The 12530-nt window shown below is 66.9% G+C and carries 8 protein-coding genes; 4 read left to right on the plus strand and 4 right to left on the minus strand.

Annotated elements, in window-relative coordinates:
* The first annotated feature begins 9 nt into the window (after positions 1-9).
* The gene (locus KY501_RS04335) at positions 10-2097 is read left to right on the plus strand and encodes a PAS domain-containing sensor histidine kinase (RefSeq protein ID WP_224361235.1); all 2088 of its coding nucleotides are present in this window, start codon (positions 10-12) and stop codon (positions 2095-2097) included.
* Positions 2098-2144: 47 nt separating this feature from the next.
* Here the strand turns inward: KY501_RS04335 and KY501_RS04340 are convergent, their stop codons facing one another.
* Entirely contained in the window at positions 2145-3008 is an 864-nt protein-coding gene (locus tag KY501_RS04340) for an alpha/beta fold hydrolase (protein WP_224361236.1), read from the minus strand.
* 217 nt (positions 3009-3225) lie between these two features.
* Between KY501_RS04340 and KY501_RS04345 the strand changes: the two genes are divergently transcribed.
* From KY501_RS04345 to KY501_RS04355, 3 genes are all read left to right on the plus strand, one after another.
* Positions 3226-4086: an alpha/beta fold hydrolase gene (locus KY501_RS04345; RefSeq protein WP_224361237.1), complete on the plus strand. Its 861-nt coding sequence runs from the start codon at positions 3226-3228 to the stop codon at positions 4084-4086.
* A gap of 91 nt (positions 4087-4177) precedes the next feature.
* Complete coding sequence (locus KY501_RS04350; RefSeq protein ID WP_224361238.1) at positions 4178-5569, plus strand: hypothetical protein; 1392 nt, start codon at positions 4178-4180, stop codon at positions 5567-5569.
* A gap of 242 nt (positions 5570-5811) precedes the next feature.
* Positions 5812-7959, plus strand: coding sequence for a M4 family metallopeptidase (locus tag KY501_RS04355; protein ID WP_224361239.1), 2148 nt, complete (start codon positions 5812-5814; stop codon positions 7957-7959).
* Between the two features lie 18 nt (positions 7960-7977).
* Here the strand turns inward: KY501_RS04355 and KY501_RS04360 are convergent, their stop codons facing one another.
* The 3 genes from KY501_RS04360 to KY501_RS04370 all read right to left on the minus strand — a co-directional run bounded on the left by KY501_RS04360 (position 7978) and on the right by KY501_RS04370 (position 12529).
* Positions 7978-9129, minus strand: a complete 1152-nt coding sequence (locus tag KY501_RS04360; RefSeq protein WP_224361240.1) for a site-2 protease family protein — start codon at positions 9127-9129, stop codon at positions 7978-7980.
* A 102-nt stretch (positions 9130-9231) separates the two neighbouring features.
* Positions 9232-9609, minus strand: a complete 378-nt coding sequence (locus KY501_RS04365) for a hypothetical protein (protein WP_224361241.1) — start codon at positions 9607-9609, stop codon at positions 9232-9234.
* Between the two features lie 85 nt (positions 9610-9694).
* Complete coding sequence (locus KY501_RS04370; RefSeq protein WP_224361242.1) at positions 9695-12529, minus strand: CBM96 family carbohydrate-binding protein; 2835 nt, start codon at positions 12527-12529, stop codon at positions 9695-9697.
* Position 12530 lies beyond the last annotated feature (1 nt).

Consider the following 12530-nt stretch of genomic DNA (forward strand, 5'->3'; position numbering starts at 1 on the left):
CGCGGCCCGATGCCGGAAGGAAACGGGTCGGAGTCCGCCGAGAACATGCCGCACCTGCCGGGCCTCCTGGCGCCCATCGTCGACGGTGTGGCGGAGAGCGTCATCGTCCGAGACCTGAGCGGCCGCATCCTCCTGTGGAACAAGGCCTCCGAGGCCCTCTACGGCCACTCACGCGAGGCCGTGCTGGGTCGCAACCTCCATGAACTCCTCCCCGCCCATCGCCCGGCGAGCACGGCGGACCTCGAGCGGCACCTGCTCGAGCAGGGCCACTGGGAAGGCGAGCTGAAGCGGACCACCGCGTCCGGTGGAGACAAGCAGGTCGACATCCGGTGGACGGTGGTGCGTGACCCGAGCGGGCAGCCGGTGTCGATCATCGAATACGGACGCGACGTCACCCGCCTGAGCGACATCGAGGTGGAATCGCGGATGCAGGCCCACCGCTACCGCAACCTGTTCCAGGCCATGGCGGCGGCTTTCTGGGAGCTGGATTTCTCGGAGGTGCGGAGGATGCTGGCCCAGCTCGCCCAGGGCGGCGTCACGGACTTCCGCGCCTACTTCGAGGCGCATCCCGAGTTCATCGACGCCGCCATCGCCGCCACGCGCGTGGTCGACGTCAATGAGAAGACCGTGATGCTGTTCGGCGCCGGGAGCCGCGAAAAGCTCGTCGGAGGCACGATCACCCACTTCTGGCCTCCTGAGAGCCGCCACGTCTACGCCGAGAGCCTGCTGGCTTCGGTCCACCGCCTGCCCAGCCTGTCTCAAGAGACACGCCTGTCCACGCTCGACGGGCGGACGATCCATGCGCTGTTCACGGTCTGCTGGCCTCCGGGCCACCATGGGCGCGGCACGGTCCTGGTGGGCGTCATCGACATCTCGGATCGGGTGGCGGCCGAGCAGGAGGTCCGCGCCAGCGAGCTGCGCTACCGGAACCTGTTCCAGGCCATGTCGACAGCGCTCTTCCAGCTCGACACCACGCGCCAGCGCGCGCTCATCGCCGACCTGATGGCTCGCGGCATCACAGACATCGCCGCCCATGTCGACAACGACCCGGACTTCCTCGTCACCTATATGGACGCCATGACCATTGGCGACGTCAACGAGGCGGCAGTGCGCATCATGGGCGCCAGGGATCGCTCCGAGCTGATTGGTCTGCCCGTGACGCGCTTCTGGCCGAAGCCGTCCTACCCAGTCATCCGGCGTGCCCTGGTCTCCGGCCTGCGGCAGAACGTCACCTTCGAGGAGGAGACGGTCCACTACAGGCTGGATGGCCGGGAGATCCACACGCAGTTCATCGTCAACGCGTCCCCCGAACTGCGGGCGCGCAACATGGCGCTGGTCGGCCTGACCGACATCACCGAGCGCGTGGCGGCGCAGAAGGCGTTGCGGCAACTGCAAAGCGAGTTCGCCCATGCCTCGCGCCTGTCGATGCTGGGAGAGCTGACCGCGTCCATCGCTCACGAGGTGAACCAACCCCTGGCCGCCATCTCCGCCAATGGCGCGGCGGGGGCGCGCTGGCTGTCACGGCCCGTGCCGGATCTCGACGAGGTGCGCTCCATCCACACCAACATGGTCAGCGACGCGAAGCGCGCCGCGGACATCATCGCCCGTATCCGCGCCATGGCCTCGAACAAGACGTCGGAGCGGCAGAGCCTGTCGCCCAACCAGGTCATCGAGGAGGCCGTGAAGTTCCTGCGTCACGAGCTGATGGCGCATGAGGTCGACCTGAGCCTCGAGTTCGCCGACGGCCTGCCGGACATCGAGGCCGACCGCGTGCAGCTTCAGCAGATCATCGTCAACCTGGCACTCAACGCCATGCAGGAGATGAAGCGCGCCCACTGCCCACAACCGCGGCTGCGGATGGTGACCCTCTTGGCAGAAGGAGAGCTGCGCTTCGAGATCAAGGACTCGGGGCCAGGCATCCCACCGGCCATCCAGGAGCGGCTCTTCCAGAGCTTCTTCACCACCAAGGCGAACGGCCTCGGCATGGGGCTGTCGATCTGCCGCAACATCATCGAGGCGCACGGCGGCCGCATCTGGGCCGAGAACCTCCCGTCCGGCGGGGCGTGCTTCATCTTCACCCTGCCGTTCGCGCGATAGGCTTGGCTGCGCGGACCGAGCGCCCGCGCAACCCTGGAGCCCGAACGCTAGCCCTTGATGAAGGCCAGCAGGTCCTTGTTGATGACGTCCTTGTTGACCGAGGCCATGCCGTGGCCGAAGCCCGGATAGACCTTGAGCTGAGCGCCCTTGGCCAGGGTGGCCGTGAGCTTCGCCGAGCCGTCGATCGGCACGATCTGGTCGTCGTCGCCGTGCATCACCAGGGTAGGTACATCGAACTTCGCGAGATCCGCTCGGAAATCGGTCTCTGAGAAGGCCTTGATGCAGTCGTACTCGGCCTTCAGGCCGCCCATCATGCCTTGCAGCCAGAAGCTCTCACGCAGGCCCTCGGAGATCTTCGCGCCCGGACGGTTGAACCCGTAGAACGCCAGGGTCAGCTCCTTGAAGAAGCTCGAGCGATCGGCGAGCACTCCGGCACGGATGCCGTCGAAGACCTCGATGGGGAGGCCGTTCGGGTGCCAGTCGGTCTTGAGCATGATGGGCGGCACGGCGCCGACGAGCACGGCCTTGGCGACGCGTGAGGTGCCGTAGCGGCCGAGATAGCGCGTGACTTCGCCGCCTCCCGTCGAGTGGCCGACATGGATGGCTTTCTTGAGATCGAGCGCGGCGGTCAACTGGGCGAGATCATCCGCATAGGTGTCCATGTTGTGGCCGTCCCACGGCTGCGACGAGCGGCCATGGCCGCGGCGGTCGTGAGCGATGGTGCGATAGCCACGATCCGAGAGGAACAGCATCTGGTCCTCCCAGGCGTCCGAGCTGAGGGGCCAACCGTGCGAGAAGACCACGGGCTGACCATCCTTCGGGCCCCAATCCTTGAAGTAGATCTGGGTCCCGTCCTGGGTGGTGAGGTAGCTGCCGGAGATCTTTCCGGGCTGAGCGGTGAGGGAGGGCATGCGAGCTTCCTTTCGATAGCGCGTGGAGATGAAACCGCCGCAAGGATGAGTCTCGGGATGGCGATCCGCCATCGTACTCAGCGGTGGAGGACCCATACCAAGGTTTAGGTCGGCTCACCCAAGCGTACAAAAGACAGTTCAACAGTCCGTCTCCATACTCTGTCTCGATTTCGAAACAACGAGGCGAGCCTCCTTCCACTGCAGAAAGGACCCGACCATGAGCACGTTTGTCCCCACCTATACCGCCGTCAATGTGCCCACCCGCTTCGTCGAGGTGAAGGGCCGTCGCATCGCCTATCGCGACATCGGCAAGGGCGTCCCCATCATCCTGTGCCTGCGGTTTCGCGGGATCCTCGACTCGTGGGACCCGGCCTTCCTGGATGCGCTGGCCGCCCACAACCGCGTCATCACCTTCGACTATTCCGGCCTCGGCCAGTCGACCGGCGAGCCCAGCTACGTGCGCACGAGGATGGCGCAGGATGCCGTCGACCTGGCCGACGCGCTGGGCCTGGAGCGCTTCGTCATCGGCGGCTGGTCGCTGGGTGGCATCGCGGCGCAGGTGGTGGCGCGCCTGAATCCCGCGCGCGTCATCAAGCTTGTCCTGATCGGAACCACCCCGCCGGGCAAGGTCCGCCTCGGAGCGAAGCCCATCTTCTACGAGCGCGCCCTGAAGCCGGTGAACGATCTGGATGATGAGATCGTGCTCTTCTTCCATCCGGATTCTCCGAAGTCTCGCGCCGCCGCGCTGGCTTCGCACAACCGGATCGCGGCACGGACCACGAGCGTCAGCCCGGCGATCCCGATCGAGACCGTCATGAAGTTGCTGGCCGAGACCAAGAGCGATGACATCTTCGTCGATGACAACGGCTACCGCGACTTCCTCAAGGCGACCGATATCCCCACCCTCGTCATCTCCGGAGATCAGGAGATCGTCTTCCCTGTCGAGAACTGGTTCGACGTGACTCCACAGACGAAGTCCGTGCACCTGATGGTGTTCCCGCAGATGGGCCACGGGCCCCAGCACGAAGCGCCCCAAATCAGTGCGGACCTGATCACCAGCTTCATCGCGAATAGCTGATTCGAGCCTCAGGCCCCGACTGCTCCGTGCTGAATGAACCCGGGGCCTTCAGCTTGACAGGGTGGGAGCACCGCTGCTCTCACCTGGGTCCATGCTCTCGCTCCTCCTGGTTACCACTCTCGCGGCGGCGCCCGCTCCTCGCGCCACCGCATCGGCGAACACCGTCGTTCACATCCCCCGGCTCGACAAGCTCTCCGGCCTCAACGCCTTCATGTCGCGCGCCGGTACCTATGCCGCCCTGGCTCGCCCCTCCACCTGGAGCCCCGAGTTCCATCCCTTCCTCTCGCTGGACCCGATGCGCCCCGAGTCCCTCTCCACCGTGGGCATCGATTCCACCGCCTCCGCCACCCTCTCCTATGTGACGCGCGGGAAGATCTCCTGCGTGCGGCTCACCGACGCCAAGCTCTTCCAGGCCAAGGCCCAAGAGGCCCTCGCCACCGGTGGTGAGGTGAAGACCGCCACCTCCAAGGGAATCACCACCGCCAGCGCCCCGCGAGGCACTGGACGTGCAGGCTACGCCCTCAAGGGCCAGGACGTGTGCTCCTTCGCCACCCTCTATGATGATGACGATCTCCTCAATGAGACGGTGAAGGTCCTCGGCAAGGCCCCCGCTCCCGACGCGCGGCTCGGCAAGCTGCCCGGCGCCGTCTATGTCCTCCAGGGCTCGCGGATGGCCCTCGGCCTCGACGGCACCCCCGAGGGTCTCCAGGTCGATGGCACCGCCACCCAGCTCCCCCTGCCCCCCTTCCAGTCCTCGAGCGCCAGCCCCTATGGCGCCATCACGCTCCCAGGTCTCCTCTTCAGCCGCGCGCAGGTAGCACCCGCCGGACTCACCCAGGCCGTCGGCTCGGTGCGCGCGAGCATCCAGCAACTGTGCACCGAGTGCCCCTCGGATCAGGTGAACGCCGTCACCCAGGCCCTCACCCAGCAGCTCACCGGACACCTCCTCGTGCTCGTGGACAGCGTGCAGGTGAAGGCCTCGCTGCGCACTCCCGAAGGCCGCTTCTTCGCCCCTCGCCAGGTCATCGCCGCCGAGGTGAAGGACCCCTCCAAGGTGAAGGAGGCACTCGCCCCCCTGGCCCGCTTCCCCGGTGCCCAACCCCTGGAGGACGGGTACGCACTGGCCCTCAAGGGCGGCTCCGTCCTCGTGCGGCAGAAGGGCAACCACCTGCTCATCGGCAATGACGAGGCCGTCGTGAAGGGCCTGCTGCAATCGCTCTCGGACAAGGGCGCGAAGCTGCCTCACGCCGTCGACTTCACCGCGGACCCCAAGCGCATGGCCCGCGCGCTCTCCCAGGTGTCCCTCATGGACATCATGTCCAACCAGCAGCTCGCCGGCCTCTTCGCCATGAGCACCGAAGTCGGCCCGCTCCTCGCCAACAGCGAGCGTCTCAGCGGGTGGCTCGACAGCGCCCCCGGCGGCGCCCACCGCTTCTCCCTCTCGTGGGCTCTCCCCGCCTCCAGCCCCAAGCCGTCCCCCTGAGCCGGGAGACCTCTCAGGTCCCCCCCCTCTGGATCTGCCGGCCAGGAGTGCTAGCATCCAGGAAAACTACGGCTCCGCTGAAAGGCCCGGCGGACTTTCCTCTCGTGACTCAAGAATCACGTGGGCCCAGTACCGACTCACACCTACTTCCACTTATTTAATCCCACGACGCAACACCTTTCACTCCACGCCGATAATCCGGTTGTCCCTCACACATTAATCCCCCACTTCAGAGGCATACCGTGACCATCCGTCGCCTTGATCAGACCCCCGTTGCTCCCACCACCCGCTCGACGGAGACGCAGCCGAGCAACACCGTGAAGTCCGCCACGCCGCAGGCCCGCAACACGGTGGCCGACACGTCCGGCTTCACCCCCGCCACCAAGGCGCTGACGAACCTGACGGGCGCCGCGGCCCGCGAGGTTCCCCTGCCCGGCCCGCTGTCCCCCACCAGCAAGGAGGGCCAGGCCGCCATCCAGACCACGCTGAGCTACCTGAACCAGCAGAACTCGGGCGGCGCGAGCCTCGCCTCGCTGCGCGGTGGCAACGGCCCCTCGTTCGACGCTTCCAAGGCCTTCACCCCGCGCACCGTGGAGCGCGATGAGCTGGGCATGACGCACGTGCGCATGGACCGCACGCACGAGGGCGTCAAGGTGTTCGGCGAGCAGGTCATCGGCCACCTGGACCGCGACGGCAAGATGGACAGCGTCACCGGTGAGGCGTCCGTCATCCCCGAGGGCCTGGGCACCAAGCAGCTGAAGCTCTCCGAGAAGGACGCGCTGGCCATTGCCCAGAAGGACTTCGCGGGCAAGACGGACAAGGCCCCCGTGCTCGAGAAGGTCATCTTCCAGGACGCCGAGGGCAAGTATCACTCCGGCTACCGCGCCGAGCTGACCAACACCACCGAGGCCAACAAGAGCCCCCGCCGGATGAACTACCTCATCGACGGCGACACGGGGAAGGTCGTCGAGAAGTTCAACCAGATGGGCGGCATCGAGAAGCCCAAGGCCGGCGCCACCTCGCCGTCCACCGTCACCGGCACCGCTTCCCCGAACGCGAAGATCGAGGACCTGAAGACCACCAGCTCGAAGATCACCCTCACGGATGACGTGACGATCGACAAGCTGAAGCTGGACCTGGACCTGGGCCACACCTACCGCGGTGACCTGGTGGTGAAGCTGACCAGCCCCTCGGGCAAGACGGCCACCATCAGCGACCGCGCGGGCGGCAGCGCCGACGACATCAAGGGCTCGTTCGACCTGAGCCAGTTCGCCGGTGAGAAGACCAAGGGCGACTGGACGCTCACCGTCGAGGACAAGGCCAAGGCGGACACGGGCACGCTGAAGAGCTGGACGCTGACGGCCACCGCCAAGGCGGAGGAGCCCCAGCAGCCGCCCCCGACGACGGGCGGTGCGGACGACAACACGCTCTACAGCGGCAAGGTGGACCTCTCCACGAAGCAGAACGCGGACGGCACCTACAGCCTCGAGGACAGCACCCGCGGCTCGGGCGTGGTGACGAGGGACGCGCACAACGCGGACGATGCCTCCAAGGCCACCGACTTCAAGGACGCCAACAACGTCTGGGGCGAGGCCAAGGATGACCCCCGCAGCAAGGCCGCGGTGGACGCGCACTACGGCGCGGAGATGACCTACGACTTCTACAAGGACATCCTCGGCCGCAACTCGCTGGACGGCAAGGGCGAGAAGCTCATCTCCAACGTGCACATCGAGAACAACCTGGTGAACGCGTACTGGGACGGCACGCAGATGAACTACGGTGATGGCGACGGCAAGGACTCCGGCCCGCTCACCACGCTGGACATCGCCGGCCACGAGATCACCCACGGCCTCACCGAGCGCACCGCGGGCCTCATCTACAGCGGCGAGTCCGGCGGCCTGAACGAGGCCATGAGCGACATCATGGGCACCGGCGTGGAGTGGTACGCCAGCCAGAAGAACCCGTCGGTGAAGTTCGACTTCTCCGTGGGCGAGGACGCCTGGACGCCGACCAACGGCGACCCGAACGACGCCCTGCGCTACATGAACGACCCGACGAAGGACGGGTACTCGGTCGACAACTACAAGAACTACCCGAAGCAGACCGAGGTGCACGGCTCCAGCGGCATCGCCAACAACGCCTTCTACCTGCTGGTCCAGGGCGGCACGAACCGCACCTCCAAGATGGAAGTGAAGGACGGCATCGGCATGGAGAAGGGCCTGAAGATCTTCGGCCGCGCGCTGACCACGTACATGACGCCGAAGACCACGTTCTCCCAGGCGCGGGATGCCTGCATCAAGGCGGCCACGGACCTGTACGGCGCCACCTCCGCCGAGGTGCAGAAGGTCAAGGACGCCTGGAGCGCGGTGGGCGTCGAGACCAAGAAGTAGTCAGCCTCCGGGCTGGCGTCAGGCCGGACGCTCCTGACGCCAGCGCGGCCAGCCTCCTCCGCGCTCCTCGGAGGACAGGTGGAGTTCCACCGCCGCGTTGAGATCCTCCGCGTCCACGGTTCCCACCAGCCGCCCCTGCTCCAGCACGAGGAGCAGGGGCGGTTGTGCTTCCACCATCTTCCGCATCGCCTGCCACGCGTTGTCCTCGGGGGCCACCTCCACCGCCGGCCGCACCCGGTCTCGCACGGTGATGAGGGAGCGCTCCGGTTCGGAGACCTGCGTGAGGTCCTCGAGCAACACCCACCCCACGGGCCGATCGTTCTCGATAGCGGGGAGCGCGGGCTTCCTGGCGCGGCGCAGATCGCCCAGGGCCTCCGCCCCGGAGCTGCTCAGTTCCACCCCGTGAAACCGGGGCGTCATCACCTGCTCCACATGGAGTTTCTCGAGCACCTGGCGCAGGAGCACCTGGCGGGACTCCGCCTCGGCGCCCGTGAAGATGACGAAGGCGACGAGCCCGAGGAAGGGGTTGAGGGAGAGCAGCGCCAGCAGGAAGAACACCAGCGCGAGCCCCTTGCCCACCCATGCGGCCACGCGCGTGGCGCGCACCAGGCCCATGCGCCCCACGAGCAACCCCCGCAGGATGCGCCCACCATCCATGGGAAAGGCAGGCACCAGGTTGAAGGCGCCGAGGAAGAGGTTGAGGCCTCCCAGGTACGAGAGGGCGAACCGGGGATTGAAGGCGCCGGACTCGGGCAGCAGCCACGCGACCGCGAGGAGCAGGCCCCCCAGCCCCAGGCTCGTGAGCGGACCCACGAGCGCCATGAGCACTTCGTCCCGAGAGCGCTGGGGCAGCTCCGTCACTTCGGACACCCCGCCGACGATCATCAGCGTGATGGAGCGCACCTGCCCTCCGGTGCGCAGTGCGTAGAGGACGTGGGCCATCTCGTGGAGGAGCACCGAGGCGAACAGGCCCACCGCCATCCCGAGGCCCCAGAGCAGGGGCACGCCGCCCACCAGCTCCGGCGGCACCTGCGCGGTGCGAGCGGCTTGCCGGAAGACGCCTCCATAGAGGAACGCGAGGAGAGGCAGCACGAGGAGCAGGGAGAAGTGGATGCGGATGGGGATGCCCCGGAACGAGCCCACCTGGAACGCACCACGCCTTCCTCGCATCACCGCCTCCTGGGAGAAGACTCCGGCACACGGAAAAGCTCCGTCGTGCCAGGGAGGGAAGCACGTGGCGGGAGAGGGCCTTGCTGGCCGCTCGTGGAGCGCTCAGGGCAGTGAGCGCAACACGTCCGAGATTTCGGGAGCGAACGAGGTCCCGTGCTCGCGCACCTCGTGGAGATCCACCTCGGAGAACTTCACCGAGAGCTCCCGCGCCCCGAAGAGGCCTCGACCCTGAGGGACGATGAGCTCGTAGCGCACGGCGCCGAACCGGTGCTCCCCCGAGGCGCAGTGCTCCATGTGGCGCATGGGCGTGGCGAGAACGAAGGGCTTCTGTTGCGCCCGGTGCTCCTTGGCCAGCCGCTCCTGGATGGCGTAGCGGTCTCCCCCGCTCTGTTCCTCCTCGCGCCGGGCGAGCGCGAGGAGGTCCGGAAGGCTTTCGAACTTCGCGAGCAGCGGGGCGGTCTCTGCATCCTTCTGGCTCATATCCCCCTCGTTTCTGAGAACTCCGGGAGTATATGCGGCCGCCATTTCCAGAATGGAACCGCCCGTGCGCTGCCCGCGAAGAAGCTCACCGGCGCAGGATGGTTCCCCTGAGGCCGCTGAACCAGACCTTCCCTGAGCTCGTCGCGAAGACGCCTTGCAGTCCGAGGCCCGTTCCGCTGCGCACCGGCGTCCAGACCGTGCCGTTCCAATGGATCACCGTGCCCTGATCACCCACGGCCCAGACATCGTTCGGGCCTGTTCCGTGGATACCGTTGAGACCCACGGAGGTGTTCGTGGGCACCTGCGCCCAGGAGGTGCCGTTCCAGTGCATCGCCCTGCCGGAGAAACCCACCGCCCACGCATCGGTCGGGCTCGCCACCCAGACCGCCTCCAGCGTGTCCGCCATGTCGATGGTGTAGTTGGTCCACGAGGTGCCATCGAAGTGGAACATCGTCCCGCCGGATCCCACCGCCCACACGTCGTTCGGGCCCGAGCCGTGGACGCTGGTCAACCAGTTCAGCCACGAGGGCGGCTGCATCTGGGTCCATGTGGTCCCGTTCCAGTGCAGGAGGAACCCCGGGCCGACAAACCAGACATCGTTCGGACCGCTGCCCCAGATGTCATAGATCGTCGTGCCATTGGGGTAGTTGCCGAAGAAGCCCAGTCCCTCTTTCATCTGCTGGCCGTCCCAATACATGTGCTTCCAGCGCGTCCCGTCGAAGTGGGACACGGTGCTCCAGGCCCCCGAGGCCCAGACATCATTCGCGCCACTGCCCCACACGCTGTAGAAGCCCGTCCGATAGCCGGCCACCTCCTCCAGCCAGGTCCACTCGGCGCCGTCCCAGTGGAGCAGCCCTTCGTCGTCCGCCGCCCAGCCGTTGTCCGGCGAGTCCATCCACAGCTCATAGACGATGGCGTTGCCTCCTGGCCCGGGATTCTTCGGCCCCAGCAGCTCCCACTCATTGCCGGCCTTCAGGCGCGTGAACGTGCCCGACCATCCTGCCGCCCAGACGTCCTGAGGTGACGTGCCCCAGATACCGATCATCGGATCCGGCCAACTGGGAGCGTCGAACTGAACCGTCTCGAGGGAACTCCCGTTCCAGTGCTTGATCCAGAGGCCCGTGAACCACACGTCGTTTGGCGAGCTGCCCCAGGCGGCGGTGAACCAACCACCCTCGCCGTCGTAGTTCACGGTGGTCCACGTGCTCCCGTTCCAGTGCTGGATCGTGGACTCGTTGCCCATGATCCACACGTCGTTCGGCCCGAAGCCGAAGACGCCGTACAGATAGAACCCGTCATCGTCGCGCCAGGCGAGCTGGGTCCACGTGGTGCCGTTCCACTGCCTCACGACGCCTCGGGTTCCCACGACCCACACGTTCGTCGGCGACGACGCCCACACGCCGTACAGGTCCTCGCTCGTGCCACTGGCGAACGGTTGCCACTGCGTGCCGTTGAAGTGGAGCATCGTCCCGCCCAGCCCCACGGCCCAGACATCCGAGGGCCCGGTGCCAAACACGTCGCGCAGCGTCGGCTGGAGCGTGCTGCCGGGCCGCACGGCCGTCCACGCCGTCCCATTGAAGCGGACGATGCTGCCCTGCGCCCCCACCGCCCAGATGTTCTGAGGCCCGCTGCCCCAGATGCCGTTCAGGGCGTTGGGGGTGCCGCTGTCAACGGAGCGCCAGCGCACCCCATCCCAGTGCAGGACCGAGCCTTGTGGTCCCGTGGTCCAGATATCCGAGGGACTGCTGCCCCACGTGTCCGTCTGATCCACTCCGTGCGGCATCGGATTGAACCAGCAGGTGCCCCCCACATCACAGACGCGCTCGGCATCGCACGTGACGGTGGACTCGGTGACGACCTCGAGTTGCGGCCTCAGCGCTGGATTGGCTGCGTACTCCTTGCTCCACAGGCGGAGGCCGTCCGACGAGGTCGGTACCAGCGCGAAGCCGAAGATGCCGTTACGCTGCACCTTGCTCGAGACGTCCACCTCCACCCAGCTCCCGGAGGTGATGCTCCCCAGATCCACGATCGCCGGGCCGATTCGCGGCGGGCGGGTGGCCCAGGTCGTCGAGCTCTCGCGCAGCTGATAGGTGTCCACCGGGTAGACGGCGGGGCCGTCGCTCGTGCCATCCCAGGCGTAGAAGCGCAGCTTCGCGCTCTTCACCTGCCCCACCAGCGAGTCGAACGCGAACCGGAAGTAGGTCTCCGTCATCGGCGAGGCATCCGAGTAGAGCCAATCGGTCGCGCCTCCCACCGTGCCTGGAGAGGACTCGGACAGTTGGGTGTCATCCACGGGAGAGAAGGTGAAGAGCCGCGTCCTCACTCCCGGTGCGCAGGTGTCACCGCCACCCTCCGTGGAGATGACGAGCTGTGGCCGCAGTGCGGCCTGGGTGCTCTCTCGCGAGTAGAAGTCCACGCCATCCGTGGCCGTGGGAACCAGGGCGAAGGCATAGACTCCGCTGCTCCGCACGATGGAGCTCACGTCGTACTCAACCCACGTGTCGACCGGAACGGCGCCTACGTCCGCCACCGGCGTGGCCCCGTGCGAGGGCCGCGTGTTCCACGTCACCGTCTGCTCGTCCCACGGTGTCGAGGTGGTGTAGAGCTGCGGCCCGTCCGAGCTGCCGTTGAACGCGTAGAGCCGCAAGGTGGCCTTGCGGATCGTCCCGCTCGAGACGGGCACCTGGAAGCGCAGATAGGCCTCGGCGCGAGGAGAGCCATCCGTCTGCAGGTCCGCGGTGGTGCCTCGATTCGCGTTGGGAGCAGCCTCCTCCACATAGGCATCTGCCACCGGACTGACGCTGACGGTGGTGCCGAGTTCCTGTTCCCGAGCGCCCTGCTCGGGTTCCGGCCCGGCTGCCTCGGGCTCGTGCCCGTCCGTCACCGCTCCGCCACACCCCACCCATGCCACCAGGGCCATC

It is taken from the genome of Hyalangium versicolor, from assembly GCF_020103695.1.
GTDB lineage: Bacteria > Myxococcota > Myxococcia > Myxococcales > Myxococcaceae > Hyalangium > Hyalangium versicolor.

Excerpts from the sequence above, each read along its gene's own strand:
- KY501_RS04335 (WP_224361235.1), top strand. The coding sequence starts at position 10 with ATGCCGGAAGGAAACGGGTCGGAGTCCGCCGAGAACATGCCGCACCTG.
- KY501_RS04340 (WP_224361236.1), bottom strand. The coding sequence starts at position 3,008 with ATGCCCTCCCTCACCGCTCAGCCCGGAAAGATCTCCGGCAGCTACCTC.
- KY501_RS04345 (WP_224361237.1), top strand. The coding sequence starts at position 3,226 with ATGAGCACGTTTGTCCCCACCTATACCGCCGTCAATGTGCCCACCCGC.
- KY501_RS04350 (WP_224361238.1), top strand. The coding sequence starts at position 4,178 with ATGCTCTCGCTCCTCCTGGTTACCACTCTCGCGGCGGCGCCCGCTCCT.
- KY501_RS04360 (WP_224361240.1), bottom strand. The coding sequence starts at position 9,129 with ATGCGAGGAAGGCGTGGTGCGTTCCAGGTGGGCTCGTTCCGGGGCATC.
- KY501_RS04365 (WP_224361241.1), bottom strand. The coding sequence starts at position 9,609 with ATGAGCCAGAAGGATGCAGAGACCGCCCCGCTGCTCGCGAAGTTCGAA.
- KY501_RS04370 (WP_224361242.1), bottom strand. The coding sequence starts at position 12,529 with ATGGCCCTGGTGGCATGGGTGGGGTGTGGCGGAGCGGTGACGGACGGG.